31 protein-coding genes and 1 riboswitch are annotated in these 24,539 nt (G+C 58.2%); of the genes, 20 read left to right on the forward strand and 11 right to left on the reverse strand.

The features are described from left to right. Positions 1 to 7: 7 nt before the first annotated feature. The 6 genes from ACTJJ7_RS00650 to ACTJJ7_RS00675 are packed head-to-tail and all read left to right on the forward strand — an operon-like array spanning position 8 to position 4,138. On the forward strand, positions 8 to 646 hold the full coding sequence (locus ACTJJ7_RS00650) for an SGNH/GDSL hydrolase family protein (protein ID WP_105732855.1): 639 nt from the start codon (positions 8 to 10) through the stop codon (positions 644 to 646). 23 nt (positions 647 to 669) lie between these two features. Beyond that, entirely contained in the window at positions 670 to 2,115 is a 1,446-nt protein-coding gene (lpdA, locus tag ACTJJ7_RS00655) for a dihydrolipoyl dehydrogenase (protein ID WP_105732854.1), read from the forward strand. A 22-nt stretch (positions 2,116 to 2,137) separates the two neighbouring features. Continuing rightward, positions 2,138 to 2,401, forward strand: a complete 264-nt coding sequence (locus ACTJJ7_RS00660; RefSeq protein WP_425374693.1) for a hypothetical protein — start codon at positions 2,138 to 2,140, stop codon at positions 2,399 to 2,401. Between the two features lie 15 nt (positions 2,402 to 2,416). Beyond that, on the forward strand, positions 2,417 to 2,695 hold the full coding sequence (locus ACTJJ7_RS00665; RefSeq protein WP_223614997.1) for a GlsB/YeaQ/YmgE family stress response membrane protein: 279 nt from the start codon (positions 2,417 to 2,419) through the stop codon (positions 2,693 to 2,695). 14 nt (positions 2,696 to 2,709) lie between these two features. After that, positions 2,710 to 3,675, forward strand: a complete 966-nt coding sequence (gene lipA, locus ACTJJ7_RS00670; protein ID WP_105732852.1) for a lipoyl synthase — start codon at positions 2,710 to 2,712, stop codon at positions 3,673 to 3,675. Positions 3,676 to 3,679: 4 nt separating this feature from the next. Continuing rightward, positions 3,680 to 4,138, forward strand: a complete 459-nt coding sequence (locus ACTJJ7_RS00675; RefSeq protein ID WP_105732851.1) for a type II toxin-antitoxin system RatA family toxin — start codon at positions 3,680 to 3,682, stop codon at positions 4,136 to 4,138. A gap of 76 nt (positions 4,139 to 4,214) precedes the next feature. Here ACTJJ7_RS00675 and ACTJJ7_RS00680 read toward each other — a convergent pair whose 3' ends face one another. Both ACTJJ7_RS00680 and ACTJJ7_RS00685 read right to left on the reverse strand, forming a co-directional pair. Next, on the reverse strand, positions 4,215 to 4,850 hold the full coding sequence (locus ACTJJ7_RS00680; RefSeq protein ID WP_440964791.1) for a DUF1062 domain-containing protein: 636 nt from the start codon (positions 4,848 to 4,850) through the stop codon (positions 4,215 to 4,217). A gap of 354 nt (positions 4,851 to 5,204) precedes the next feature. Further along, the gene (locus tag ACTJJ7_RS00685; RefSeq protein WP_440964793.1) at positions 5,205 to 5,933 is read right to left on the reverse strand and encodes a class I SAM-dependent methyltransferase; all 729 of its coding nucleotides are present in this window, start codon (positions 5,931 to 5,933) and stop codon (positions 5,205 to 5,207) included. Positions 5,934 to 6,232: 299 nt separating this feature from the next. Here ACTJJ7_RS00685 and ACTJJ7_RS00690 point away from each other — a divergent pair, with 299 nt between their 5' ends. Continuing rightward, positions 6,233 to 6,661, forward strand: a complete 429-nt coding sequence (locus ACTJJ7_RS00690; protein ID WP_130269309.1) for a GNAT family N-acetyltransferase — start codon at positions 6,233 to 6,235, stop codon at positions 6,659 to 6,661. 2 nt (positions 6,662 to 6,663) lie between these two features. Here the strand turns inward: ACTJJ7_RS00690 and ACTJJ7_RS00695 are convergent, their stop codons facing one another. Then, positions 6,664 to 7,158 (reverse strand): CinA family protein, encoded by a 495-nt coding sequence (locus ACTJJ7_RS00695; RefSeq protein ID WP_440964795.1) that lies wholly within the window; start codon positions 7,156 to 7,158, stop codon positions 6,664 to 6,666. Continuing rightward, the gene (locus ACTJJ7_RS00700; protein ID WP_130269521.1) at positions 7,155 to 8,348 is read right to left on the reverse strand and encodes a bifunctional 2-C-methyl-D-erythritol 4-phosphate cytidylyltransferase/2-C-methyl-D-erythritol 2,4-cyclodiphosphate synthase; all 1,194 of its coding nucleotides are present in this window, start codon (positions 8,346 to 8,348) and stop codon (positions 7,155 to 7,157) included. The genes ACTJJ7_RS00695 and ACTJJ7_RS00700 overlap by 4 nt, the downstream gene beginning before the upstream one ends. 192 nt (positions 8,349 to 8,540) lie before the next feature. On the opposite strand from ACTJJ7_RS00700, the gene dusB reads away from it, so the two are divergent. The 3 genes from dusB to ntrC are packed head-to-tail and all read left to right on the forward strand — an operon-like array spanning position 8,541 to position 12,162. Next, the gene (gene dusB / locus ACTJJ7_RS00705) at positions 8,541 to 9,539 is read left to right on the forward strand and encodes a tRNA dihydrouridine synthase DusB (protein WP_440964797.1); all 999 of its coding nucleotides are present in this window, start codon (positions 8,541 to 8,543) and stop codon (positions 9,537 to 9,539) included. After that, complete coding sequence (locus ACTJJ7_RS00710; RefSeq protein ID WP_105732846.1) at positions 9,536 to 10,693, forward strand: two-component system sensor histidine kinase NtrB; 1,158 nt, start codon at positions 9,536 to 9,538, stop codon at positions 10,691 to 10,693. Before dusB ends, ACTJJ7_RS00710 begins: the two co-directional genes overlap by 4 nt. Positions 10,694 to 10,695: 2 nt before the next feature. After that, the gene (ntrC, locus tag ACTJJ7_RS00715; RefSeq protein WP_403174070.1) at positions 10,696 to 12,162 is read left to right on the forward strand and encodes a nitrogen regulation protein NR(I); all 1,467 of its coding nucleotides are present in this window, start codon (positions 10,696 to 10,698) and stop codon (positions 12,160 to 12,162) included. 84 nt (positions 12,163 to 12,246) lie between these two features. Here ntrC and ACTJJ7_RS00720 read toward each other — a convergent pair whose 3' ends face one another. Beyond that, a complete protein-coding gene (locus ACTJJ7_RS00720) occupies positions 12,247 to 12,642 on the reverse strand; it encodes a hypothetical protein (RefSeq protein WP_440964800.1) in 396 nt (131 codons plus the stop codon). 42 nt (positions 12,643 to 12,684) lie between these two features. Continuing rightward, a complete protein-coding gene (locus ACTJJ7_RS00725; protein ID WP_440964802.1) occupies positions 12,685 to 13,149 on the reverse strand; it encodes an Lrp/AsnC family transcriptional regulator in 465 nt (154 codons plus the stop codon). Between the two features lie 160 nt (positions 13,150 to 13,309). Here ACTJJ7_RS00725 and ACTJJ7_RS00730 point away from each other — a divergent pair, with 160 nt between their 5' ends. Further along, the gene (locus ACTJJ7_RS00730; RefSeq protein ID WP_440964803.1) at positions 13,310 to 14,323 is read left to right on the forward strand and encodes a 1-aminocyclopropane-1-carboxylate deaminase; all 1,014 of its coding nucleotides are present in this window, start codon (positions 13,310 to 13,312) and stop codon (positions 14,321 to 14,323) included. 49 nt (positions 14,324 to 14,372) lie between these two features. Here the strand turns inward: ACTJJ7_RS00730 and ACTJJ7_RS00735 are convergent, their stop codons facing one another. The 4 genes from ACTJJ7_RS00735 to ACTJJ7_RS00750 all read right to left on the reverse strand — a co-directional run bounded on the left by ACTJJ7_RS00735 (position 14,373) and on the right by ACTJJ7_RS00750 (position 16,554). Beyond that, positions 14,373 to 14,723 carry a DMT family protein gene (locus ACTJJ7_RS00735; protein ID WP_440964805.1) on the reverse strand — a complete coding sequence of 117 codons (351 nt, stop codon included), beginning with the start codon at positions 14,721 to 14,723 and terminating at the stop codon, positions 14,373 to 14,375. Between the two features lie 151 nt (positions 14,724 to 14,874). Next, positions 14,875 to 15,525 carry a hypothetical protein gene (locus ACTJJ7_RS00740; RefSeq protein WP_440964806.1) on the reverse strand — a complete coding sequence of 217 codons (651 nt, stop codon included), beginning with the start codon at positions 15,523 to 15,525 and terminating at the stop codon, positions 14,875 to 14,877. Between the two features lie 66 nt (positions 15,526 to 15,591). Beyond that, on the reverse strand, positions 15,592 to 16,332 hold the full coding sequence (locus tag ACTJJ7_RS00745; RefSeq protein WP_105732843.1) for a CbtA family protein: 741 nt from the start codon (positions 16,330 to 16,332) through the stop codon (positions 15,592 to 15,594). Between the two features lie 12 nt (positions 16,333 to 16,344). Further along, on the reverse strand, positions 16,345 to 16,554 hold the full coding sequence (locus tag ACTJJ7_RS00750) for a CbtB domain-containing protein (protein ID WP_130269314.1): 210 nt from the start codon (positions 16,552 to 16,554) through the stop codon (positions 16,345 to 16,347). Between the two features lie 33 nt (positions 16,555 to 16,587). Then, positions 16,588 to 16,738: riboswitch (cobalamin riboswitch) on the reverse strand. Between the two features lie 48 nt (positions 16,739 to 16,786). Between ACTJJ7_RS00750 and ACTJJ7_RS00755 the strand changes: the two genes are divergently transcribed. From ACTJJ7_RS00755 to ACTJJ7_RS00795, 9 genes are all read left to right on the forward strand, one after another. Further along, complete coding sequence (locus ACTJJ7_RS00755; protein ID WP_440964808.1) at positions 16,787 to 17,383, forward strand: histidine phosphatase family protein; 597 nt, start codon at positions 16,787 to 16,789, stop codon at positions 17,381 to 17,383. Between the two features lie 86 nt (positions 17,384 to 17,469). Beyond that, a complete protein-coding gene (gene copC, locus ACTJJ7_RS00760; protein WP_130269316.1) occupies positions 17,470 to 17,841 on the forward strand; it encodes a copper homeostasis periplasmic binding protein CopC in 372 nt (123 codons plus the stop codon). Continuing rightward, a complete protein-coding gene (gene copD, locus ACTJJ7_RS00765; protein ID WP_440964810.1) occupies positions 17,841 to 18,725 on the forward strand; it encodes a copper homeostasis membrane protein CopD in 885 nt (294 codons plus the stop codon). The genes copC and copD overlap by 1 nt, the downstream gene beginning before the upstream one ends. Positions 18,726 to 18,817: 92 nt before the next feature. Continuing rightward, on the forward strand, positions 18,818 to 19,558 hold the full coding sequence (locus ACTJJ7_RS00770; protein WP_440964812.1) for an NAD-dependent epimerase/dehydratase family protein: 741 nt from the start codon (positions 18,818 to 18,820) through the stop codon (positions 19,556 to 19,558). 197 nt (positions 19,559 to 19,755) lie between these two features. After that, positions 19,756 to 20,163: a hypothetical protein gene (locus tag ACTJJ7_RS00775; RefSeq protein WP_130269319.1), complete on the forward strand. Its 408-nt coding sequence runs from the start codon at positions 19,756 to 19,758 to the stop codon at positions 20,161 to 20,163. Positions 20,164 to 20,275: 112 nt separating this feature from the next. Continuing rightward, complete coding sequence (locus ACTJJ7_RS00780; protein WP_245420992.1) at positions 20,276 to 21,529, forward strand: hypothetical protein; 1,254 nt, start codon at positions 20,276 to 20,278, stop codon at positions 21,527 to 21,529. A 202-nt stretch (positions 21,530 to 21,731) separates the two neighbouring features. Then, positions 21,732 to 22,607, forward strand: a complete 876-nt coding sequence (locus ACTJJ7_RS00785; RefSeq protein ID WP_440964815.1) for an aldo/keto reductase — start codon at positions 21,732 to 21,734, stop codon at positions 22,605 to 22,607. A gap of 109 nt (positions 22,608 to 22,716) precedes the next feature. Next, entirely contained in the window at positions 22,717 to 22,923 is a 207-nt protein-coding gene (locus ACTJJ7_RS00790; RefSeq protein ID WP_105732836.1) for a TOBE domain-containing protein, read from the forward strand. Between the two features lie 124 nt (positions 22,924 to 23,047). After that, the gene (locus tag ACTJJ7_RS00795) at positions 23,048 to 23,986 is read left to right on the forward strand and encodes a bifunctional helix-turn-helix transcriptional regulator/GNAT family N-acetyltransferase (protein WP_440964818.1); all 939 of its coding nucleotides are present in this window, start codon (positions 23,048 to 23,050) and stop codon (positions 23,984 to 23,986) included. Between the two features lie 9 nt (positions 23,987 to 23,995). Here ACTJJ7_RS00795 and ACTJJ7_RS00800 read toward each other — a convergent pair whose 3' ends face one another. Next, complete coding sequence (locus tag ACTJJ7_RS00800) at positions 23,996 to 24,322, reverse strand: hypothetical protein (protein ID WP_105732834.1); 327 nt, start codon at positions 24,320 to 24,322, stop codon at positions 23,996 to 23,998. Positions 24,323 to 24,539 lie beyond the last annotated feature (217 nt).

Here is a 24,539-nt window from a genome sequence, read left to right on the forward strand (position 1 = left end):
GCCGACAATGAAAACGGTACTCTGCTATGGCGATTCACTGACCTGGGGGTATGTTCCCGACGGGTCAGGACGCCATGCGCTGGAGGATCGTTGGCCGCAGGTTTTGCAGGCCGGGCTTGGCGGCAGCGTCAGCGTTGTCGCGGATGGTCTGAACGGGCGGACAACCGCCTTCGACGACCATCTCTCAGGGTTTGAACGCAATGCTGCCAAGACGCTGACCACGGCCCTTGGCACGCATTCTCCGCTCGATCTGGTGATCGTCATGCTCGGCACCAACGACATGAAGAGCTTTATCTGCGGCAATGCGTTAGGCGCCAAGCGCGGCATGCAGCGGCTGATCGAGATCATCCGCACGGCACCGTACCAGCTTGATGCGAAAGCGCCTGACATCCTGATCATGTCGCCGCCGCCGCTGGGCGAGACGGACGGACCGGAATTCCGGCTGGTGTTCGAGCAGGGCATCGAACAGTCCCGCCTGCTCGCCGCCTTTTTTGAAGATGCCGCCCGGCAGGCCGATTGCGCGTTTTTCGATGCGGGATCGGTGGCGAAGACATCGCCTGTCGATGGCGTGCATCTGGATGCAGACAATACACGGGCAATCGGCAAGGCCATTGCACCAATCGTTCGAGGCATACTCGATATTTAGTTCAGTCTTAGGAGGACCGAGACTTGGCCAATACTTACGACGTGATCATCATTGGTTCCGGCCCGGGCGGCTATATCGCCGCTATCCGTTCCGCGCAGCTGGGATTGAAGACGGCCATCGTGGAGCGCGAGCATCTCGCCGGTATCTGCTCCAACTGGGGTTGCATACCGACAAAGGCGCTGCTGCGCTCGGCTGAAATCTTTCATTACGCCGAACACGCGAAGAATTACGGACTCAAGGTCGAAGGCAGCGTGACCGCTGACCTCAAGGCCATCGTCGCCCGCTCGCGCGGCATTGCCGAACGCATGAATGGCGGCGTCGGCTTCCTGATGAAGAAGAACAAGGTCGATGTCATCTGGGGCGAGGCCAAGCTGACCAAGCCCGGCGAGATCGTCGTATCCAAGACCACCAAGAAGCCGGTTGAGCCGCAGGCGCCGCTGCCCAAGAATACGCTGGGCGAGGGCACCTACACCGCAAAGCACATCATTATTGCCACAGGCGCCCGGCCGCGCGCGCTTCCGGGTATCGAGCCGGATGGCAAGCTGATCTGGACCTATTTCGAGGCGATGAAGCCGGAAGAAATGCCAAAGTCGCTGCTCGTCATGGGCTCTGGCGCCATCGGTATCGAATTCGCATCGTTCTACCGCACGATGGGCGTCGATGTAACCGTGGTCGAAGTCATGTCGCAGGTCATGCCGGTTGAAGACACTGAGATTTCCAATTTTGCCCGCAAGCAGTTCGAAAAGCAGGGCATGAAGATCATTCTCGACGCCAAGGTCACCAAGGTCGAGAAGTCAGCCAATTCCATCACCGCCCATGTGGAAAAGAAGGACGGCAAGGTCGAAAAGATCACCGCGGACCGCATGGTCTCGGCAGTCGGCGTGCAGGGCAATATCGAGAATATCGGCCTTGAGGCACTCGGCATCAAGACCGATCGCGGCTGCATCGTCATCGACGGCTATGGCAAGACCAATGTTCCCGGCGTCTATGCCATCGGCGATGTCGCTGGACCGCCCATGCTGGCGCACAAGGCCGAGCACGAGGCTGTCATCTGCGTCGAGAAGATCGCCGGGCTGCCGAATGTGCATCCGATGGACAAGGCCAAGATCCCCGGTTGCACCTATTGCAACCCGCAGGTCGCTTCCGTCGGTTTGACCGAAGCCAAGGCAAAAGCGGAAGGCTATGACGTCCGTGTCGGCCGTTTCCCGTTTGTCGCCAACGGCAAGGCGATTGCGCTTGGGGAAGACCAGGGCATGGTCAAGACCGTCTTTGACAAGAAGACCGGCCAGCTCCTCGGCGCCCACCTCGTCGGTGCTGAGGTGACCGAATTGATCCAGGGTTTCGTGGTTGCGATGAACCTCGAAACGACTGAAGAAGAACTGATGCACACGATCTTCCCGCATCCGACCCTGTCGGAAACGATGAAGGAAAGCGTGCTGGATGCCTATGGACGTGCACTGAACGCCTGATAGCGAAAGGAATTCCGGTCCGTTGGTCACCATCAAGGACAGCAAACCCTGGATCCGCCTGTCATGGGCAATCCTCAAATGGTCGACCCTGATCGGCTTTGGGCTGGGGTTTGCTGCGTCTGCCTTGAGTCTGCTTTCCGGCAACACCATATCCATCAACGGTACTGCCATCGGCGGATGGACCGGGGTGTGGATCGTGACATTGGCCTGCGGCTTGGGTGGTTTTCTTTTCGGTGCTATATGGGCTCTGGTGTTTCGTGCCATTGCGATTGCATCAGGACGATAGGGCGAGCGAGGGAAGATGGATCAGCCAGTCGGTATCATGAGCATGCCCGGTGTCGGTTTCTTCGGAATGCTGGTCATCGGCTTTATCGCCGGATATATCGCCGAAAAGGCGATGAGCCGCAATCATGGCTTGTTCACCAATATTCTTGTTGGTATTGCCGGATCGTTCGTAGGCGGCACGCTGGCCGGATTGTTGAATTTCAACTTTTACGGCTTTTTTGGAAATCTGATCGTTGCGACGGCGGGCGCAATTATCATTCTGTGGATTTTTGGCAAAGCCAGATCCTCGAATTAAACTAGGAAGTCCTGATGGTAACGGTTCTCGATACGATCGATCAAAAGCGGCGCCTGCGGCATCCGGAGAAGGCGCATCGTCCGGATACGGAAATTCTGAAGAAGCCGGACTGGATTCGCGTCAAGGCGCCGGTTTCCAAGGGCTATGCCGAGACGCGCGATATCGTCCGCTCGCACAGTCTCGTGACCGTGTGCGAAGAGGCCGGTTGCCCGAACATCGGCGAGTGCTGGGACAAGAAGCACGCCACCTTCATGATCATGGGCGAAATCTGCACCCGCGCCTGCGCGTTCTGCAACGTCGCAACGGGATTGCCGACCGCGCTTGATCCGAACGAGCCGGAAAACGTCGGCAAGGCCGTCAAGAAGATGGGCCTGACCCATGTGGTCATCACCTCGGTCGACCGCGACGATCTTCCCGATGGCGGTGCCCAGCATTTTGCCGATGTCATCAATGCGATCCGCGCGATTTCACCCGGTACGACGGTTGAAATCCTCACGCCCGATTTCCTGCGCAAGGACGGCGCGCTCGAGATCGTCGTTGCCGCGCGCCCCGATGTGTTCAACCACAATCTGGAAACGGTGCCGTCCAACTACCTCAAGGTGCGTCCGGGTGCCCGTTACTTCCATTCCATCCGCCTGTTGCAGCGGGTGAAGGAACTCGATCCGACCATCTTCACCAAATCCGGCATCATGGTCGGGCTCGGTGAAGAGCGCAACGAAGTCCTGCAGCTGATGGACGACCTGCGTTCCGCCAATGTCGACTTCATGACCATCGGCCAATACCTGCAGCCGACGCGCAAGCATCATCCGGTCCTCAACTATGTCACGCCAGACGAATTCAAGTCCTATGCGACCATCGCCAAGACCAAGGGCTTCCTGGTGGTTGCATCGAGCCCGCTGACACGCTCATCGCACCATGCGGGTGATGATTTCGCCAAGCTGAAGGCTGCACGCGAGGCGCTGCACGCCAACAGAAGCTGACTGAATGCCGAAGTTCGATACGACACGCCCCGTGGTGCATCGGGCCGAGCAGATGTTCGATCTGGTGGCGGATGTGGAAAGCTATCCGCAGTTCCTGCCGATGTGCGAAAGCCTGAAGGTGCGTTCGCGCAAGGAACGGGACGGCAAGACGCTGCTCATCGCCGATATGACCGTAGGCTACAAGCTGATCCGCGAGACTTTCACCAGCCAGGTCCTGCTCAAGCCGGACGAGAAGGTCATCGAGACCAAATATGTCGACGGGCCGTTCCGCTATCTCGACAACAAATGGCAGTTCGTGCCCTCGGCAAACCCGGAACATTCCGAGGTCAAATTCTACATCGATTATGAATTCAAAAGCCGCACGCTCGGTTTTTTGATGGGGTCGATGTTCGATATTGCCTTCCGGAAATTCACCGAAGCCTTTGAAAAACGCGCCGATCAGATTTACGGGCGCGATTCATAACGCAAAACCGTCTTTTTGATTTGCCGGATAACTAAAACTCCCCACCGCAAGAATCGCCGCAGTGGGGTGTCTTGTTTCAGCTGTTTACCTGTCTGCTTGCCGCATCCATGATCCTGCTGCGTTCTGGTTCGTTGGAAATATCCATGAGAACGGCCAGACCGTCTCCAATGCTTTTGCGCAGAATGTTGCGACCGGATGGCGCCGTCGACAGCAGGCCATCGCGTTCCAGTGTCTGTATCCGGCTGCGGGATAAAGCCAGTTCCGAAGCCAGAAGCCGGTCGAGGCGCACGGTTGTTGTCAACGGCAGTCTGAGCTCAATCGACAGGTGCGTGACATCCGATGCCTGCGACAGAAGCTTCTTGGCGACGAAAACATCGGAGAATTCCGTCCCGTCCTTCGTCTTCTGTTGCAGTTCCGTCAGATTGAACGCCAGCTCTTCGAGCCATTCCGGATCGTTGCTCTGAAGCGCTGACAGGGTTTGCGGGTCGATATCCCGGACATGCCTGCGCTCAAAGATCGTGCGGTTCCACGTGTTGTCGCAGACCGTGCATTTGTAGATGAGCCAGGCGTCGAGTTTGCGGCCATTGGCGTTGAGCCGGGCCTTGCCGCTGGATTTGAAGGGCCGCACGCACCGGCAATGGCTGCAGGCGATGAGAGGCTGGGGAGCCGTTCTTGGAACAATGGTCCATTGGACGCTAAGAATATTGGACATGCCGTCTTGATCTTCCTTTTGGAAGTTCAGCAAGAAGGCTGTCAGACAGTCATGGACTGAGCGCGGTGTGGCGTTTTCGGGAACGAAGAAGAGTTTTGGGCCGATGCGTCTGCTGAAAGCATACGCTTGCTTTGCCAACCGGCCTCTAACTCTGCCACCCGCTGAACATGTGTCAGCACTGCCGTAACACAACGCGCGTTGTCAGCAGTACAGGGTAATACAGGCGAGACCGGTCTTTACGATGGCAAAATGAAACTCCGGGCAGATCAAAACTCTTCCGCGTTGAGCCGTATCAAAATCCGGGCGCCATTGGAAGCCCCCGGATTCTCTCAACTGAACGGTCTCGTATGGGCCTCAGCGCTGTGCGGAAACCAGCAGGAACATCGGGCGCTCCAGTTCCTCGGCAAGATCGGGTCTTGCGTCAATCTGTTCCTTCGTCGGCTTCCATTCCTCCACGTGAGTGATCGTGAAGCCGGCTGCTATCAACAGATTGAGGATGGTGCCGATTGTCCGGTGCTGTTTGATGACGCCCTTGGCCAGCCAGTCCGTCACACGCGGCCCCTCGACCAGGTAACCGTCGACGGGCCAGGATTTGCGGCCATCCGCATCGATCAGCCAGCCGGGACGGGATGGTGCCATAAAGATGGGATGTTCCATCGAGAAAATGAACGCCGCTCCAGGCACAAGCGCCTTGTGCACAGCCTTGAACAGCCCGGCCAGATTGTCGATGTAGTGCAGGGTGAGCGAGCTGTAGGCAAGGCCGAAAGACGCCTCGGGAAGATCAAGCATCTCCAGATCGGCCTGATCATAGGAAATTGCCGTGTCTTGTGTCATCGATCGCGCCCGCGCCAGCATGTTTTCCGAAACATCGAGGCCGAGCACCTCCGCGGCACCGTTCTCGCGCGCCCAGCGGGAAAACCAGCCGAAACCGCAACCGAGATCAACGGCGCGCAGGCCGTGAAGGTCTGGCATCAGCGCCTGCAGGGCAGGCCATTCGGCCGCGCTCGCAAGACCGCCCACCGAGCGGCCCAACTGGCTGTAGCCCTCAAAGAAGGCCGGCGTATCATAGATATTCTGTGTCATTGCGTTCTCCATCTTGATGCCGATGGACGGCGCGCACCATAAAAAAGCCCCGTCCATTGCCGGCGGGGTTTGCTGGTGACGAGTTACGCTTTTCGATCAGCGTGCACGAAGTCCCTGCATCCCGCCTGTTGGGATGCCGGCAATCCGCGCGACAATCAAAACGTCATTCTCGATCATGGAACCGATATCCCATGCCGGCGGTGATGATGTCAAGAATGGCAAGTTTCCGTGTCCCGGATGATTGATCGCAACGGGACGATTCAGCTAGAACTGCGGCGCAATCAGATTGGGAGAGAATGATGAGCGGCGCTGAGCCCGATTACACGCTTCACAGGGAAGCACCATCCGTTGACGACTATTGCCGGTTGCGGGTGATTTCCGGTTTGAGTCCGAAGAGCCGTGAGGCGGCTCTCATCGGACTTCCCAACACGGTTTGCGGCGTGACGGTGACACTGGACGGCAAGGCAGTCGGCATGGGCCGCATTGTCGGGGATCGCGGCTGTTTCTATCAGGTGGTGGACATAGCGGTTGATCCCGCCCATCAGGCACGCGGGCTGGGCAAGAAGATCATGGCAGCGCTGATGGACTATGTGGCGGCGGAAGCGCCTGATGGCGCCTATGTCAGCCTTATCGCCGATGGCCCGGCCAAACATCTCTACGCAAAATTCGGCTTCAAGCCGGTGACGCCGGAATCCATCGGCATGGCGTTCCGGGTGTCGCGCACCTGAGTTCAGGAGGCGAGCGTCTTCAACACCAGATCGAGCGCCGTTTCGACGGCGTTTTGCCGGATGCTCGCGCGTCCCTGATCGGGAAAAACATGACGCACAGCCTGCGGTGCCTGTCCCTTGAGAGCGACACCGAACCAGACGAGACCAACCGGCTTTGCCGCCGATCCGCCACCGGGTCCTGCGACACCCGTCACCGCTACGGCGATGCCGGCGCGCGACTGTTTTACGGCACCCGCGGCCATGGCAAGCGCCACTTCTTCCGATACGGCGCCATGCGCTGCAATCAGATCCATGGGAACGCCGAGCATATCGTGCTTGGCTTCGTTGGAATAAGTGATGAAGCCGCGATCCACCACATCGGACGAACCGCCAATATCGGTAAGGGAGGCTACAATCAGCCCGCCTGTGCAGGATTCCGCGGTGGCAAGCAGCATGCCTCTGGCACGGCAGGCCTGCAGAACTGCGATGGCTTTTGTCTCAGCGATCAGTCCGCTCATTCCGGCAATCCCCCTGGATAAATCACCGATGCCGTGGCAATGGCGGCAATGCCTTCCTTGCGGCCGATAAAGCCCATTTTTTCATTGGTCGTCGCCTTGACCGATACACGATCGGGCGTAATCCCGAGCATTTTCGACAGGGCCGCGGTCATCGCCTCGCGGTGCGGGCCGACTTTCGGTTCTTCGCAGATCAGGGTGATATCGGCATTGGCGATGCGCCCGCCTGCCGCCTTGACGATCCTGACCGCGTGTTCGACGAAAATATGCGAGGCTGCACCTTTCCATTGCGGGTCGGATGGCGGGAAATGCGTGCCGATATCGCCCGCGCCGCGTGTGGCCAAAAGGGCGTCGGTCAGCGCATGCAAGGCGACATCCGCGTCGGAGTGACCGTTGAGCTTGCGGTCGTGTTCGATGAAGACACCGGCAAGCGTCACGCCATTGCCGGGTTCGAAAGAATGCACGTCATAGCCATTGCCCGTGCGCACATCCGGGAAGGCGGCATGCCGTTGCGACAGTCGGTCATCAGCCATATCGATATCCTTTGCCCAGGTGAGTTTGGTATTGTCGGCCGATCCCTCGACAATGCGCACCGGCAGGCCCTGCCACTCGGCAATGGCGGAATCATCGGTGAAATCGGAACGGCCGATGGCGAATGCGGCATCGTGCGCGGCCATGATCGGCCCATAGGGAAAGGCCTGCGGCGTCTGGGCCGCATAAAGCCCGGCACGCGGCACCGTGGCACTCACCATGGCATCATGCCCCGCCGCCTTCAGCGTATCGGACACCGCCAGCACTGGCAGCACGCCGATATGCGGCGTCAGGTTGAAAATTACCCGCTCGAGCAGGTCGGTGGAGATGAACGGCCGCACACCGTCATGGATAAGCACGTGGTCCGGCGCCTGGTCTTTCAGGGCAAGCAGGCCGAGCCGGGTTGATTCCTGCCGCGTCGGCCCGCCGGTCACGCATGTGACGCGTGCCGCATAGTCTCCGGCCGCCTGGGCGAAGAGGGATTGGTCTTCCTTGTGGATGACAACAATGACATCGTGGATGAACGGGCAGCCGAGAAATGCCCGCAGCGTGTGCGCCAGAACCGCTTCACCGCCGATCTTGCGATATTGCTTCGGTCCTTCAACGCTTTGGCCCGCGCGTTCCCCGCGACCAGCCGCCACAATGACGGCTGCCACCCGCATCTGCTTGTCGTTTGTACCTGCCGCCACACTTCTCTCCGTAACTCCAGACTGCGTTACCTCTTGCCGAGGCGAAAGACCAGAGGTTTAAACGAAATCTCGTCCATTCGCGGTGCTCTTTGCCTTGCCTAGTCCAGTGTTCCTGTCTAAAGGATAGGCGATTGGAAAATTGCATACGAAACAGGCAATAGTGACGTGATCGATCTGAATCAACCACTCGAGATAGGCGGCGTGCAGCTGCGTAACCGGGTGTTCCTTGCGCCGATGTCCGGAGTGTCCGACCTGCCGTTCCGCCAGCTGGCGTGGAAGGCCGGCGCAGGCATGGTCGTGTCCGAAATGGTTGCCAGCGCCGAGCTGTGCACGCGCGAGCGCGGCAACCTGCTGCGGCTGCGCGGCGATGGTCTTGGCACCCATGTGGTGCAGATCGCCGGACGTGAAACCAGATGGATGGCGGAAGCCGCGCGCATTGCCGAAGGCGAGGGCGCGCATATCATCGACATCAATATGGGCTGCCCGGCCAAAAAGGTGACTGGTGGTTTTTCCGGTTCGGCCCTGATGCGCGATCTCGACCATGCCTTGACGCTGATCGAGGCGACCATTGGCGCGGTGAAGGTTCCCGTGACGCTGAAAATGCGTTTGGGCTGGGATGACGGCAGCATCAATGCGCCGGAGCTTGCGGCACGCGCCGAACAGGCGGGCGTGCAGATGGTGACGGTGCATGGGCGCACGCGCCGCCAGTTCTACGAGGGCAAGGCGGACTGGCATGCCATCCGTGCCGTCAAAGCAGCCGTTTCTATTCCACTTGTCGCCAACGGCGATGTGCTGAACCGCGACGATGCCAATGGCATTCTCGAGGCGTCTGGCGCCGATGCCGTCATGGTCGGACGTGGCTCCTACGGGCAGCCCTGGCTGCCCGGAACAATCGTGCATGGCATGCAGAGCGGACAGGATGCGGGCCTGATTGCCGACTATGCGGTCGCCCATTATGAGGCGATGCTGGCCCATTATGGCGAGCCGACCGGCATTCGTCATGCGCGCAAACATCTCGGCTGGTATCTGGACAAGCACGGTGTCGATATCGGCGCCGCCGAACGCGCTGCGATCATGACCGAAACCAATCCGCGTCTGGTTGCCGGGCGCCTGCATGCCGCACTCGCGCGGCCGGACGAACACGACATGAAGAAGGTTGCATGATGACATCGGCGGACAATGTTGCGATGGATGACAAGCTGGCGGGGATCGTTCTCAATGCGATCCGCCATCCGGTGATCATGCTCGATGAAACCGGGCATATTTCCTATGCCAATGCCGATGCAGAAGCGTTCTTCCGCTCCAGCGCCAGCATATTGAGCCGCAACACGCTGGACATGCTGCTGCCATTCGGCAGCCCTCTGCTGGCACTGGTCAAGCAGGTGCGGGAAAGCCCGTCGCCGGTCAATGAATATCGTGTTGATGTTTCGTCGCCGCGTCTCGGACAGGACCGGATCGTCGATCTCTATGTGACGCCGGTCAGCGAAGCGCCGGGATCGATCGTCATCCTGTTCAAGGAGCGGTCCATGGCGGAAAAGCTGGACCGGCAGATGACCCATCGCGGCGCCGCCCGCTCGGTGACCGGCCTTGCTTCCATGCTGGCGCACGAAATCAAGAACCCGCTGTCGGGCATTCGCGGTGCGGCGCAGCTGCTGGAAACAGGTCTGAACGATGATGACCGGGCGCTGACACGGCTGATCACCGACGAAACCGACCGGATCGTCTCGCTTGTTGACCGCATGGAAGTGTTTTCCGACGAACGTCCGATCGAGCGCGAGGCCGTGAACATCCACGTGGTGCTGGATCACGTCAAAGCCATCGCCAGGAACGGTTTTGCCAGCCACATCAAGTTTCACGAGGATTATGATCCGTCGCTGCCTTACGTCTTCGCCAATCGCGACCAGCTGGTGCAGGTGTTCCTGAACCTGGTGAAAAACGCGGCGGAATCCATCGGCACCAGCGAGCCGGGCGAAATCACGCTGTCGACGGCGTTCCGCCCCGGCATCCGGCTGTCCATTCCCGGCATCCGCAACCGTGTCTCCCTGCCGCTCGAATTCTGCGTGCAGGATACCGGTGCCGGCGTTTCGCCTGACATCATGCCGCATCTCTTCGATCCGTTCATCACGACAAAGCCGAACGGCTCGGGTCTCGGCCTGGCGCTCGTTGCAAAAATCGTCGGCGATCATGGCGGTGTCATCGAGTGCGATTCCGTGCCGCGCAAGACAACATTCCGTATTCTGATGCCCGCATGGCAAAGCGATCCTTCGGACGATGACCATGCGGATGAAATGATTATATCGAAGAAGGCAGGATTCTGATCATGAGCTTGGGCAGCATTCTCGTTGCGGATGACGACGCAGCAATCAGAACGGTCCTCAATCAGGCGCTGTCGCGTGCCGGTTACGATGTGCGCATCACGTCGAATGCAGCCACCCTGTGGCGCTGGATTTCCGCCGGTGACGGCGATCTCGTCATCACCGATGTGGTGATGCCCGATGAAAACGCTTTCGACCTCTTGCCGCGCATCAAGAAATCGCGCCCCGATCTGCCTGTTATCGTCATGAGCGCGCAGAACACTTTCATGACAGCGATCCGCGCTTCGGAGGCGGGGGCCTATGAATATCTGCCAAAGCCATTCGATCTGACCGAGCTTGTCAGCATCGTCGGCCGTGCCTTGGCGGAACCGAAGAAAAAGCCGGAAAAATGGGCCAATGAAGAACAACCGGATACCATGCCGCTGGTGGGCCGCTCGCCTGCCATGCAGGACATTTACCGGGTTCTCGCCCGGATGATGCAGACCGACCTGACGGTGATGATTTCAGGGGAATCCGGCACGGGCAAGGAGTTGGTGGCGCGGGCGCTGCATGAGTACGGCCGTCGCCGCAAGGGACCGTTTGTCGCCATCAACATGGCAGCCATTCCGCGCGACCTGATTGAATCCGAATTGTTCGGCCATGAGCGGGGCGCGTTCACCGGTGCGCAGAACCGGTCGAGCGGCCGGTTCGAACAGGCCGATGGTGGCACGCTCTTCCTCGATGAAATCGGCGATATGCCGATGGAAGCCCAGACACGGCTGCTGCGCGTGCTGCAGCAGGGCGAATACATGACGGTGGGCGGGCGCACGCCGATCAAGACCGATGTGCGCATCGTGGCGGCCACCAACAAGGATCTGCGCACGCTGATCAATCAGGGCATGTTCCGCGAGGATCTCTATTACCGTCTGAACGTGGTGCCGCTGCGCCTGCCGCCGCTGCGTGAGCGCGGCGAGGATATTCCCGATCTTGTCCGGCATTTCTTCAAGATGGCGGCAAAAGACGGCCTGCCAGAAAAACGCATCACCGCCGATGGCCTCGACCTGATGCGCCGCTATCCCTGGGCCGGCAATGTGCGCGAACTGGAGAATCTGGTGCGCCGTCTTGCAGCGCTTTATCCGCAGGAAGAAATCAATGCGGATGTGATCGAGGCGGAACTCAAGGCCGACCTGCGGCCGGCGGAACCATCCTCGTCGTCGATGTCCAACGAGGATATCACCATCGCCCAGGCGGTGGAACTCAACATGCAGCGCTACTTCCTTTCCTATGGCGATGATCTGCCGCCGGTCGGGCTTTACCAGCGCGTGCTGGAGGAAGTGGAATACCCGCTCATCCTGTCATGCCTGACCGCCACCCATGGCAACCAGATCAAGGCAGCCGAACTGCTTGGGCTCAACCGCAATACGCTGCGCAAGAAAATCCGCGAACTGGGTGTCAACATCTACAAGAACACCAAGAACGATCTGGGGCGTTGAAAATGAGACAAGCGATGGACTTTCGAACGATAAAGATGGATTAGAAGCCCAGAGCTACATTTCGGGCAGCCCACGCTATTTTAATCAACGGTGCCTGATGAAAGATAGAACGTTTGAAATTGTTCTGGCCACGATTGCCGCGCTTGCGTCGATTGGATCAGTTTCATTGCTCTTTACGACGCATTCTTTCGGATTCTTGGGGTTAACAAGAATGCGCACTTTGTTCCCGACAACAGATTTGCAGAGGAATCCGTTCATGCCGGTCTGTTTTATTTCTTCACAGTACGTTTGATTGTCATAGCTAAACTTTACCGAGAAGTGTACCGCACGCGTATCAACCAATATTGAAGTACATGTACTATCAATAATGCCCTCTACCTCATCCCATGCCATTGATATAAATTTATAATATATGCGAGTTCCGGCCACGATAAAAATTATGCATGCCGCCAGCATCAATAAGCTCGTCCACGGATCCATTTATATCATCCCATTTGTTCCTCAGATTCTATTCCAATCCCCTCAAAAATCCAGCAGCGCGTTGTCGATGACTTCCTTCATGACGAAGAACGTCCGGGTCTGGCGCACGCCGGGCAGGGCGATCAGCTGGCTGCCATGAATCCGGTTGAAGTCGGCCATATCCTTGACGCGGATTTTCAGGAAATAATCGAAATCACCGGCGACGAGATTGCAGTCGAGAACAAAGCTCAATTTTGTTACCGCCTGTTCAAACTGCGCGAAGCTTTCCGGCGTTGAACGATCCAGCACCACGCCGACCATGACCAATGCACCCCGGTCGACCATTTGTGGTTGCACCATCGCCCGCACGGTCTTGATAAAACCGTCGTCGAACAGGCGCTGCGTGCGCCGATGGCAGGTCGCCGGGCTCACATCCACAAGCGTTGCCAGCTCCGCATTGGTCAAGCGCCCGTTCTTCTGCAACAGCCGCAGCATTTTCATATCGATGCGGTCCAGTTCGCTGGGCATAAAAGAATCTTCCGCAAACAAGCATTACTACAAAAGTATAGTGCAGAATTAGCGCAAAGAAATCATTATTCATCAGTTTTGTTGCCAAACTATGAGAGCACCTCTCACCCGGCAAATGATAGCGTTTTACCTGCGAAAACCACTTCTCAAGGGGAACACAATGCTGGAAAAATTCGAACGCTATCCGCTGACATTCGGGCCGACGCCGATTGAAAAACTGAGCCGCCTGTCCGCGCATCTCGGCGGCCGGGTCGAGCTTTATGCCAAGCGCGACGATTGCAATTCCGGGCTGGCCTTTGGCGGCAACAAGCTGCGCAAGCTCGAATATATCATACCGGATGCCATTGCATCGGGTGCCGACACGCTCGTGACTATCGGCGGCGTGCAGTCGAACCACACGCGCATGGTAGCGGCGACAGCGGCGAAGATCGGCTTCAAATGCCGGTTGGTGCAGGAAAGCTGGGTTCCGCACGAAGACGCCGTCTATGATCGCGTTGGCAATATCCTGCTCAGCCGGATAATGGGTGCCGACGTGGAAATGGTGGATGAAGGCTTTGACATCGGTATTCGTGAAAGCTGGGAAAACGCCATCGAGGATGTGAAAGCCAAGGGTGGCAAACCTTATCCGATCCCGGCGGGAGCTTCGGTCCATAAATACGGCGGTTTGGGTTATGTCGGCTTCGCTGAAGAAGTGCGGGCACAGGAAGCTGCGCTCGGTTTCACATTCGACTATATCATTGTCTGCACGGTGACCGGTTCGACCCATGCAGGCATGCTTGCCGGTTTTGCCAAAGACGGGCGCGAGCGCAACGTCATCGGCATCGACGCCTCGGCCACCCCCGCGCAGACCAGGGCGCAGGTGCTGGAGATCGCGCGCCGCACCGCCGATCTGGTTGAGCTTGGTAAAGACCTGACCGCGGCGGATGTCATCCTCAACGAAGACTATGCCTATCCGGTCTATGGCGTACCATCAGAGGAAACCAAACAGGCCATCCGTCTTTGCGCGCGGTTGGAAGGCATGATCACCGATCCCGTCTATGAGGGAAAATCCATGCAAGGCATGATCGATCTCGTGGGCAAGGGATTTTTTCCCGACGGGTCAACGGTGCTCTATGCGCATCTTGGCGGCGCGCCGGCGCTGAACGGTTATGCCTATACGTTTCGCAACGGTTAGCCGGCCTCCCTGCGGTCTTTCAACAATATTATGCGGCTAATATTTGATCCTAGAGCGGACCCTTGAACACGAAGAATGCACCGCCGCAGATCATCGCGAAGCCGACGAGGTGGTTGATGGTGATTTTTTCACCGAGATACATCACCGAAAACCCAGCAAAGACCAGGAGCGTGATCACTTCCTGAATGGTCTTCAGCTGGGCGGCCGAATAGATCTCGTGACCGTAGCGGTTTGCCGGTACCGCAAGGCAGTATTCGGCAAAGGCAATCATCCAGCTGATAAGGATGACCAGAAAAAGCGGCCGGCCCGCGAATTTAAGATGGCCATACCAGGCAAATGTCATGAAAACATTTGAGCCGAGCAGCAGCAGGATGGGGCGGATATAATCAAAGGAGGGCATGAAGTGTCCTTGGTTGTAAGCGTCTTTGGGCATGAAATGCAGTAACGTTCAAACGTCAAGCAGGCTTAAATCAAGTCGCGTGCAGCGGAAAGGGCGATCTGCGGTTCGGCGACAAGACGTGCGCGGTGTGGCCCAAAGGCCATAGCCTTGATCAGACGGTATCAGGCTGTTGTGGCGGGCGCGTCAGATGGATGCAGGCAAAACCCGCCGAAACAAACAGCATCGCGAATCCCAGAAAGGAAAACAGGCTGGTCAGGTGCCCCGGCACATCGCTCCAGTGCGGCTTGATGATGTCGGCGGTGTTGTAGGGATCGCCGCTATACTGGCACATGACGAAAGAGCCGCCATTGCGCACAAGCTCGCCATCAAGATCAGAGACGAGGGTACTGACCGCGTCCCGGTGTTCGGGCATGTCGCGCATATACACCAGCACTGCCTTTGCCGCAGCAAGATAGGCGTGTGAACAGGCGTTGAACGGGCTTTGCTCGTCGCTGATACTGCCGGGAACAATGCCCCAGAGACAATAGCTGTATTGGATATTGGTATAATTCAGCAGCCGCCGGAACTTTTCATCGGTGCGGGTCATCCGCGCTGCCAGATCGAGGATCGGCGTGCGGTAGTCAGCGATAATGGCCATCTCACCGTGGGAGAGGCTCGGAATGGAAATGCCCGAAGTGTCGGTTCCGGCGCTGCTGCGATGCGCCCAGCCGCTGCCGGTCTGCAACAGGAGCAACGACGCAACCAGAACCAGAAACCAGCCTGCCGGGCGGCGCATGGGGATATTGAGGTGTTGCGGTCTCATGCCAGCTCCATCGGCGGCGGAAGCCTGAACGCCCGCAAGGGGGCGTTCAGGAATGGCCGACTGCGCTCAGCGCGCCGCCTGCAGGCGATAGCGCGGCCGTTGTCCGGCCAGAACCCGTTCAGCCAAAGCGCCGAAGAGCAGACCAAGCGTGGTCCAGACGATCACATGGATCCCCAGCGATGCGACGCGGAAATTCCACAGAACCGTCGGTGAGAACTGTTCGGGAACTTCGTTGATGGCGGGAAGCAGGTATTGAACCAAGGCTATGAACACGACATAGGCGGCACCGGCGATCAATGTCGCGTTCCATGCGCCGTGCTGGGCATAAAGGCGCTTTGCCAGGCCGACGGCCGCGGCAAGGGCGCCGAGCGAAACCACCAGCATGACGAAGAACAGTTCCGTTCTGGCCCCAATGGTGTCCGGACTGCCGACCGCAGGCGGATTCATCGGATATTTGATGCAGGGAACGAGAACGATTGCCACAAAACCTGCAAGGGCAAGCAGAGCCGCCGTGCTGCGCGGGCTGAGCGAGCTGACCCGGCCATGCACAAAGGCAAAGACCAGGGAAAACAATCCGCCAAGCGCGGCGCTGTAGACAACGATGCCGGTAAACAGGCCGATGCCGGCCTGTGTCGCCCGCGTGACAAGCTCCGGTTCAGCCGCTGCACCGGCCGCCTGGCTCATCTTTTCCTCAAAGGCGATGGCGTGATCAACCTGCGGTTCGCCGAACACCCGGGCAAAGCCGAACGCCAGCAACCCGGCGATGACCCCTACGATCATGCCGCGGATCAAAAGATCTCTTGTCATTGTTTCGTTTCCTCAGTGGCAGGGAAAACCGAGGAGATGGCGGCCGTCATGAACGAATTCGTGCACATACATGCCCGAGAAGAGCGACATCGCCCCTTCTTCCGCGCCAATGAAGTAGATTGCGAGCAGCATGATCAGCCCGCCGAAAATAGCCCAGGGCAAGACTTCGCCGAGAGGAATGGGGGTGACGCCGGCTGATGGCGTAAGAGCGATATCGGACATGAACTTTTCTCCCAGAATGACGCGTTCACTAACGGAATTAATGATGTTGCGGCCAGGGTCTGGCTTTCAATCAGCGAAAAAAGACTGATTAATTACAGTGGCGCGACCGCTCCGGAATTTCACCGGCTTCCAAACTCGCAACAGCACGGTTATATCTGTGCACGCCGCAGACTGTCAATGAACGGTCAGGGCGCCATTTCCGTATTTTTCCTGAGGGTTTTTGAGGGATATTTTGGCCAAAGCCACGCGGTTAACCCTTGTTTGCCATGGCGCCACGCCTGCGGTGCGGACCGGTGCTTTTCCCGCCGACGAAGCGCTTGAACCTGGTGAAACCCAGCGCGCGCAGGCTATTGCCGGGCATTTGCGCCACGCGCACCGTGTTTTGACCAGTCCGGCACTGCGGGCCCGGCAAACGGCCGATGCCCTCGGACTGGAATCCATTGTCGATGCGGCGCTGGCGGAGATTGATTACGGGCGGTGGGCCGGACAGGCATTCACTGCTGTTCATGATGCCCAGCCGGACGATGTGGCCGATTGGATGCACAATCCCGTATCGGCGCCGCATGGCGGCGAATCCATCCATGATTTTCTCGTCAGGATTGCGGATTGGATGCGTTCCCATCTGAATGATGGCGGCCACACAATCGTGGTGACGCACGCCTCCATCGTCCGCGCCGCTGTTCTCAGCGCCTTGCAAGCACCGGATACCGCGTTTTGGCGCATCGATGTCGAACCGCTCAGCTGTATCGAAATGAGCAGCGACGGCGTCAGGTGGATGCTTCGCGCTGCCGCCTGTTTGCCGCCGCGTGCCGCGGGGATTCTGCCATGATCCGGGCTAAAATCAGGCATAGCTTTCGCCGCGCGGTCGCATCCACATCCCGGATTTTCAATCTCTGCCCGCTTACAGGAGTTCTCATGTCACAGCTCTTCCGTATTCTCGCTGTCGCAACCGTCGTCAATGCCGGTCTGTTGGGACAGGTATTCGCCCATGCCCATCTCAAATCGGCAGTTCCAGCCGAAAACGCGACGGTGAAGGTCTCGCCCGTCGAGATCGACCTGACATTTTCCGAAGGGCTGAACCTGAAATTCTCAGGGGCGACCATTACCGGTCAAGGAAACGCGACGATATCGACCGGTCAGGCCAAACTGGCCATCAGTGACCAGAAAACACTGGTCATCCCGTTGTCGACCCCGCTTGTCCCGGGTGGCTACACTGTCAACTGGACGGTGCTTTCCACCGACGGTCACAAGACCAAGGGCAGCTATACATTTACCGTCAAGCCCTGATGGGGTTGGAGACGGCGCTTGTTCTCTGCCGCTTCGCGCACAATGTGTCCGCGATGTTCCTGTGGGGGACATTTGCCTATCTTGCGCTGCTGGTGCCCAAAAGCCTCGCCGTGGAAATCGGGCAGCGCCTGCGCCCGGCGAGCGGGATCGCGGTCTTTCTGATTGTCGCGACGACGTTTCTGGCTTTGCCGCTGCAGGCAGGAACGATCGGGCAGGGCTGGACCGATGTTGTTGATCTCGGAACAATCCGTGACGTGCTGCTCGAGACGAGCGTCGGCCGCGGCTGGGCGCTACAGGTTGCAGCTGCCCTGCTGCTTTTACCCGCATTGGCTCTGACGCCGCGCCGGGCGCATGCTGCGCTTGCAGTGGCGTCAGGGCTGGTTCTGGCCAGTCTGGCATTTTCCGGCCATGCCACAATGCAGGAGGGCTGGATCGGTGTGGCCCATCGCAGCAATGATATGCTGCACGTGCTCTCAGGCGGCGCATGGATCGGAGCACTTGTGCCGGTTATTGTGGTGCTTGACCGGTTGCGCCAGGCGGAATGGCGTATGGCGGCGCAAACGGCGCTCATGCGGTTTTCGTCGGCCGGTCATGTGGCCGTTGCACTGGTGATTGCCTCCGGCGTGGTCAACACCATGCTCGTCCTTGGACATCTGCCGGACGATTGGACCTCTCCCTATCAGCTCTTGCTGGCGTTGAAGATCATTCTTGTCGCGGCGCTGGCGGGACTGGCTCTGATCAACCGCTATGTATTCGTTCCGCGCATGCGCACCCGCGAGGCGCGTTCCCTGCACGTCATACGGCTTGGAACCTTGACGGAGATCGCGCTGGGTATTGTCGTGCTCGGGCTTGTCGCCTGGTTTGGCATGCTCGAACCCGTTTAGATGAAAAAGGGCGGAGGTCATGTCACATTCGGTTGGGTTGCCTCGTCTTGGCGGTGCAGGACCAATGCCAGACAATGACAGGAGACGCGTAAATGATCAGGAAAATCTTCCTCGCCGGCGCAAGCGGTGCCGTTGGCAAGCGGCTTGCCCCGCTTTTGCTGGAAGCCGGATATGCGGTGACAGGCACCACGCGAAGCGCGGAGAAGGCCGCTTCCCTGCGCCAGATCGGGGTTGAACCAGCCATCGTCGATGTCTTTGATGCGGAGAAACTCGCCGCGGCGGTGGTGGAATCGCAGCCCGATGTCGTCATACATCAGCTTACGGATCTGCCCTATGGTGTCAGTCCGGCGGCGATGAAGGATTTCATCGGCCGCAATGCCCGCATCCGCAGCGAAGGAACCGCCAATCTCGTACGCGCGGCAAAGGCAGTGGGTGTCCGGCGGATGATCGTGCAGAGCATCGCCTGGGCCTATGCGCCCAAAGCCGGTGTGTTCGTCGAAACGGACCCGCTTGATCTGCATGCGGAAGAGCCCCGTGCAACCACCGTCGGCGGTGTTGCCGCCATGGAACAGGCGGTTTTGCGTGAACCGGGCATGGATGGCATTGTGCTGCGTTACGGCTTTCTCTATGGGCCGGGAACCGGGGTCGATATGCCGGCCAATCCGGATCTGCGCGTCCATGTCGATGCTGCTGCCGTGGCGGCGCTCAAGGCGGTCGAGCGCGGGGCGGGCGGCATCTACAATGTCACGGAGACCGATGTCGTCGCCAACAGCGGCAAAGCCCGTGATGCGCTCGGCTGGGACGCCGCGTTCCGCATCAACGACCGCCAATAGAACATCCCGATAACCGGTTCGAGACGAATCGCCAAAAGCCTCCCACAGAGTTGGGAGGCGGGCAAAGCGCAATCTGGTTCTAGCATAGGTGGCAGAACCGGAATCCCGTGCCTGTTTCAACCGGAGTTTTAACCGTGCTTTCGTTTCGGCAAACGGGGCGATGTCCTATGCTGTGGCCAATTATCAAAGAATGGCCCATGAAAAACGTATCCGACCTGAACAGCAAATCTGCCGGCCAAGCCGGCAAGAATACTCTGGAAGAGCAGAGCAGGCAGGCTTTACTTGCCAGCGTGGCCGGACGTTCACCGAAAGCGGCAAAGCGCACAATGAGCCAGTATTTCAAGAGCTTGTCGGATGTCGATGCAGCCAGACAGCACGTGGAGAAGGCCAGGCGCGCCGCCGATGACAGCTTGAACCGGGCCAAGGCTGCACCAAAGCCGCATGAAATCACCAATCCGGCCTTTGTCGCATTGTTCGAAGCACACCAGCACGACCGGGAGGTGCTTTTTGCCGCCATGCGTGCGCTTGACCGGGCTCAGGACACGCTGCGGTCGGAATCAGAAAAGACGGCCTTTTTCGCCAGGGACGACGATCAGTCATTCTGACGGGCACAATCTATAGGTGAATAAGCACACCAAACGATTGTATTTTGCAGACTTTTGCATCGCGCCAGCCTATCAATCCGGTGTTTGATATCATCAACAACGGAAAATCTGCGTGAAAAAACTCATTTCCCTGATCATGGCGGCAAGTTTTGTCTGCTTCACTTTTGCCGCGACAGCGCGGGCGGATAACGCTGCCACCGAACTGTTTCAGAAATATCTTGCCAATGGCCGGATCGGCGAGGCGGATGAGCAATTGCTGGCTTTGGCGGCGAAAGCGACAAACAATGCCGATGCGCAACTGGGCCTTGGCCTTGTGCGCAGTGCACGTGCCTTCGAAAAGCTGGCCCAATCGCTCTACAAGCATGGGTTTGGCTCGAAGTCGGATGGCTATGAACTGTTTCTGGGACGGGGTGCCAGCCAGATCGCCAGAAACGACAATCCGGAACCCATCACCTATGAACAGTTCCGCGGCATTCTGGCCACGTTCATTGCCGATCTTGATTCCGCTGAAAAGGCGCTTGCCGCCGTTGGCGACAAGCCGGCAAAGCTGAAAGTCGATCTTTCCGTTGCCCGGTTTGACTGGAATGGCGATGGCACGGTTGGACCGGAAGACCATATCGGGCGCGCCTTTTCCGACGCCAATGAAAACGGCGATCCCCTGCCTTTCATCGTCGGTTTTGACACCGCCGATGCGAAATGGCTGCAGGGCTATGACAATCTGCTGATGGCCGTCGCCAAGGCATGGCTTTCCCATGATTTTTCCGAAAGCTGGAACAGCAGTTTCAGCGTGGTGTTCCCGCGTGCTGTCTCGACCATGGCGGAAGCCAATGGCAGGGGTAGTGACGAATATACGATGTTCGGGGTGAACAAGGCGCAGGCCGATGATATCGCCGACTTCATAACTCTCATTCACACCATCCGCTGGCCGGTTGCCGACAAGGCCATGTGGAGCGACGTGCGCGTTCACCTGAAAAAGGTCATCGCGCTCAACCGGGAAACCTGGGCCCTCATTGACAAGGAAACCGACGACGACCACGAATGGCTGCCCGGCCCGAAGCAGAAGAGCGGCGTGCTGCCATCCTTCAATGTGACCCCGGAACGCATTCAGGCGTGGCTTGCAGTGCTGTCGCAGTTTGAGGCGGCGCTTGACGGCAAAATCCTGGTTCCCCACTGGCGCTTCGACAAAGGCATCAACCTTGCCAAGGTTTTCGATGATCCGAGACCGTTTGATTTCGTCCTCTGGGTCACCGGTCCGGCTGCCGTGCCGTATCTTCAGGACGGCCCGGCAATGAGCAGCGGCGAATGGAACCAGATCACCTCGATCTTCGAAGGGAATTTCGCCTCCTACGCCTTCTATTTCAATTAGAATAGAGCCGTTCGGGTGTTGATTGATCGCGTGACCATGGTAGAGACCGGGCGCGTTTTCAAGCCTTAAACTTTTGCCATTGCGGACTATATGTATCGTGAACGCACCACCGCGTGCGTTCACGATCCTGCGCGCATTCCGTGCGCAACAGACGTTCCCGACTTTCATCGAATATTCCAATTCAAACGAAAGAACTGTGACAATGTCCCAATCCATTGCATCCCAATCCGGTACATTCAGAATTGGCGGCGATATCGAAATCAATCGTCTTGGCTTTGGCGCCATGCGCATCACTGGCCGTGGTATCTGGGGGGAGCCCGCCGACAAGCCGGAAGCCATCCGCACCTTGCAGCGCCTGCCGGAACTTGGCGTGAACTTCATCGATACGGCAAATTCCTACGGACCGGATGTTTCAGAACTTCTGATCAAGGAAGTCCTCCATCCCTATGGCAACATTCTCGTTGCCACGAAGGCGGGCCTCACGCGCGAGGGACCGGACCGCTGGACACCGAAGGCCGATCCAAAATACCTCATCGACGAGGCGCATAAGAGCCTTCGCCAGCTTGGCGTTGATCAGATCGGTCTCTGGCAGTTGCACCGGATCGACACGAAAGTACCGCGTGACGAACAGTTCGGCGCTGTGAAATCGCTGCTCGACGCGGGTGTGATCCGCCACGCCGGACTGAGCGAGGTATCCGTTGAAGAGATCAAGGCCGCTTCGAAGTTCTTCAAAGTGGCGACCGTGCAGAACCGCTACAATCTCGTTGATCGCACAAGCGAGGATGTCGTGGATTACTGCACGCAGAACGGAATTGGCTTCATACCCTGGTCCCCGCTGGCTGCCGGTGATCTGGCAAAGCCAGGCTCTTTGCTGGACACAATCGCTGCCCATCACAAAGCGACGCCGGGCCAGATCGCCCTGGCATGGGTGCTCAAACGCAGCCCGGTCATTCTGCCCATACCGGGAACATCCAAGGTCAAGCACCTTGAGGAAAACGTCGATGCCGCAAGGATCAACCTCTCCGATGAGGAATTCAGCGCGCTGGACCGGGAAGGCAAGGCACTCGCCGGACGATAAATTTCCTTGGGAGAACACAGAAAGGGCCCGGTTTTCCGGGCCTTTTTCCCTTGCTTCTTGTAAACAGCATTCGCCCGTCTAAAGTACGGCAAACAACAGGAGAAACGCTATGAAGATCAGTGCACGCAACCGGCTGAAGGGGACAGTTGTCGACGTAACCAAAGGAGCAACCACGGCGCATGTCCGCATCGACGTCGGCGGTTCGGTGGTCACGGCATCGATTACCAACGAGGCTGTCGACGAGTTGCAGTTGAAGGTAGGGGACAGCGCCTATGCTGTCGTCAAGGCTTCCGATGTCATGGTCGCCGTTGACTGATTGACCCGGCGCGCAAGCCAGGAAGGTGCCTGTTCGCGGGCACTTCACATTGCCGTGCGCCACTTGCCTTTTAATGTTGACTGAGTCAATACTCAAGACCAGTCAACAGCAGAGGAATGGGCCGATGTCGGAACCGGTCGCTGAAATACGAAAATTCAATCGCTTCTACACTCATATTATCGGCTTGCTGGACGAACATCTGACCGACAGCCCTTTTTCACTCCCCGAAGCACGCATTCTCTATGAACTTGCCAATAATGACACCGTTAAAACGGCTGCCGATCTCTCGCGGATACTGGACATGGACACCGCGCAAATCAGCCGGATACTGGCCCGCTTCAAAGCGCGCCAGCTTGTCACCAGCACGGTCAGCACCGATCACGCCAAGCTGCGCATCCTCTCGCTGACACCGGAGGGCCAGGCTGCCTTCGCAGCGCTGGACCGAAGTGCGATCGAGCGGGCCAATGCCGTGCTCGCGCCGCTCGATATCGCCCGTGTCAGCCGCTTGACGCAATCCATGCGTGATATCCGCTCCATTCTGGGCAGTCGATCCGACACGGTCAGCCCGGCTCCCGCGTACACATTGCGGGCTCCCAGAGCAGGCGATCTCGGCCTGGTCATTCAGAGGCAGGCCTATCTCTACAACACCGAATACGATCTGGACTGGACATTTGAAGGTCTGATTGCCGGCATCCTGTCCGGATTCATTGCAAACTTCGATCCGGCCCGGGAGCAGGCGTGGATTGCCGACCGGAATGGCGAAATCGCCGGGTCGGTCTTTCTCATGCGCACGGATGACCCGCAGGTCGGCAAACTGCGCATGCTTTATGTGGAGCCGTCAGCGCGCGGATTGGGTATCGGCTCGGCGCTTGTCGCCGCCTGCATCGCGCGGGCGCGGGCGGTCGGCTATCACAAGCTTACCCTCTGGACCAATGACTTTCTGCATTCAGCCCGGCGCATTTATCAGGAAGCCGGTTTCAAGCTCATCGAGGAAGAACGGCACCATTCGTTCGGTCACGACCTTGTCGGCCAGACGTGGACACTTGATCTGCAGCCGGAATGAGTCCTGACCCTAGGCTTTGACGCGGCGCAGAAGTTCGCGGGCAATCTGCAGCACGTCTTTTTCCCGGATGCCCACCGTGACATCTTCGACATCGTCGATGGTTTCACCGGCAACAAGCCGGATCGGGTTATGACCCTTGGCAACAATCATTGTCTGCACCCGGCGCGGAATGGCTGGCAGCAGGAAGCGCTTGACGCATTCGACCAGGACCTCGCGCTTGTTGGGTGCGAGCTTGCCCAGTTTCTCGCGCAGCAGCGCGCCAAACATATTGCCGTCGGCAAAACCGAATTTGCTATCAAGATCAAAGGCATGCAATTGATATTCAAAGTGAGCCATGTTGCTCTCCCGTGGGCGTCTGTCCGGAGGTGCCAGAGTGTGACGCCGGATCATTTCCAGAGATATGGTGCGTGACCCGAAGGTTTTCACGTTCTTTTTTGCCAATCGACACCAGATATTACAATGAGCCGGAAATCTTGATAATTCAATTGATCTTTAGGCGGAGCTTTCATTGTCACGGCGCGCCGGGTAGGCTACAGGAACTCTATCTGCGGCG

It is taken from the genome of Phyllobacterium sp. 22229, assembly GCF_052056495.1.
Taxonomy (GTDB): Bacteria; Pseudomonadota; Alphaproteobacteria; order Rhizobiales; family Rhizobiaceae; genus Phyllobacterium; species Phyllobacterium myrsinacearum.

What these genes read in the sequence shown, in the direction of transcription:
- ACTJJ7_RS00650 (WP_105732855.1), top strand. Translation starts at nt 8, where the DNA reads ATGAAAACGGTACTCTGCTATGGCGATTCACTGACCTGGGGGTATGTT.
- ACTJJ7_RS00665 (WP_223614997.1), top strand. Translation starts at nt 2,417, where the DNA reads ATGGATCAGCCAGTCGGTATCATGAGCATGCCCGGTGTCGGTTTCTTC.
- lipA (WP_105732852.1), top strand. Translation starts at nt 2,710, where the DNA reads ATGGTAACGGTTCTCGATACGATCGATCAAAAGCGGCGCCTGCGGCAT.
- ACTJJ7_RS00675 (WP_105732851.1), top strand. Translation starts at nt 3,680, where the DNA reads ATGCCGAAGTTCGATACGACACGCCCCGTGGTGCATCGGGCCGAGCAG.
- ACTJJ7_RS00680 (WP_440964791.1), bottom strand. Translation starts at nt 4,850, where the DNA reads ATGTCCAATATTCTTAGCGTCCAATGGACCATTGTTCCAAGAACGGCT.
- ACTJJ7_RS00685 (WP_440964793.1), bottom strand. Translation starts at nt 5,933, where the DNA reads ATGACACAGAATATCTATGATACGCCGGCCTTCTTTGAGGGCTACAGC.
- ACTJJ7_RS00690 (WP_130269309.1), top strand. Translation starts at nt 6,233, where the DNA reads ATGAGCGGCGCTGAGCCCGATTACACGCTTCACAGGGAAGCACCATCC.
- ACTJJ7_RS00695 (WP_440964795.1), bottom strand. Translation starts at nt 7,158, where the DNA reads ATGAGCGGACTGATCGCTGAGACAAAAGCCATCGCAGTTCTGCAGGCC.
- ACTJJ7_RS00700 (WP_130269521.1), bottom strand. Translation starts at nt 8,348, where the DNA reads ATGCGGGTGGCAGCCGTCATTGTGGCGGCTGGTCGCGGGGAACGCGCG.
- ACTJJ7_RS00710 (WP_105732846.1), top strand. Translation starts at nt 9,536, where the DNA reads ATGATGACATCGGCGGACAATGTTGCGATGGATGACAAGCTGGCGGGG.
- ntrC (WP_403174070.1), top strand. Translation starts at nt 10,696, where the DNA reads ATGAGCTTGGGCAGCATTCTCGTTGCGGATGACGACGCAGCAATCAGA.
- ACTJJ7_RS00720 (WP_440964800.1), bottom strand. Translation starts at nt 12,642, where the DNA reads ATGGATCCGTGGACGAGCTTATTGATGCTGGCGGCATGCATAATTTTT.
- ACTJJ7_RS00725 (WP_440964802.1), bottom strand. Translation starts at nt 13,149, where the DNA reads ATGCCCAGCGAACTGGACCGCATCGATATGAAAATGCTGCGGCTGTTG.
- ACTJJ7_RS00730 (WP_440964803.1), top strand. Translation starts at nt 13,310, where the DNA reads ATGCTGGAAAAATTCGAACGCTATCCGCTGACATTCGGGCCGACGCCG.
- ACTJJ7_RS00735 (WP_440964805.1), bottom strand. Translation starts at nt 14,723, where the DNA reads ATGCCCTCCTTTGATTATATCCGCCCCATCCTGCTGCTGCTCGGCTCA.
- ACTJJ7_RS00740 (WP_440964806.1), bottom strand. Translation starts at nt 15,525, where the DNA reads ATGAGACCGCAACACCTCAATATCCCCATGCGCCGCCCGGCAGGCTGG.
- ACTJJ7_RS00745 (WP_105732843.1), bottom strand. Translation starts at nt 16,332, where the DNA reads ATGACAAGAGATCTTTTGATCCGCGGCATGATCGTAGGGGTCATCGCC.
- ACTJJ7_RS00750 (WP_130269314.1), bottom strand. Translation starts at nt 16,554, where the DNA reads ATGTCCGATATCGCTCTTACGCCATCAGCCGGCGTCACCCCCATTCCT.
- copC (WP_130269316.1), top strand. Translation starts at nt 17,470, where the DNA reads ATGTCACAGCTCTTCCGTATTCTCGCTGTCGCAACCGTCGTCAATGCC.
- copD (WP_440964810.1), top strand. Translation starts at nt 17,841, where the DNA reads ATGGGGTTGGAGACGGCGCTTGTTCTCTGCCGCTTCGCGCACAATGTG.
- ACTJJ7_RS00770 (WP_440964812.1), top strand. Translation starts at nt 18,818, where the DNA reads ATGATCAGGAAAATCTTCCTCGCCGGCGCAAGCGGTGCCGTTGGCAAG.
- ACTJJ7_RS00775 (WP_130269319.1), top strand. Translation starts at nt 19,756, where the DNA reads ATGAAAAACGTATCCGACCTGAACAGCAAATCTGCCGGCCAAGCCGGC.
- ACTJJ7_RS00785 (WP_440964815.1), top strand. Translation starts at nt 21,732, where the DNA reads ATGTCCCAATCCATTGCATCCCAATCCGGTACATTCAGAATTGGCGGC.
- ACTJJ7_RS00790 (WP_105732836.1), top strand. Translation starts at nt 22,717, where the DNA reads ATGAAGATCAGTGCACGCAACCGGCTGAAGGGGACAGTTGTCGACGTA.
- ACTJJ7_RS00795 (WP_440964818.1), top strand. Translation starts at nt 23,048, where the DNA reads ATGTCGGAACCGGTCGCTGAAATACGAAAATTCAATCGCTTCTACACT.
- ACTJJ7_RS00800 (WP_105732834.1), bottom strand. Translation starts at nt 24,322, where the DNA reads ATGGCTCACTTTGAATATCAATTGCATGCCTTTGATCTTGATAGCAAA.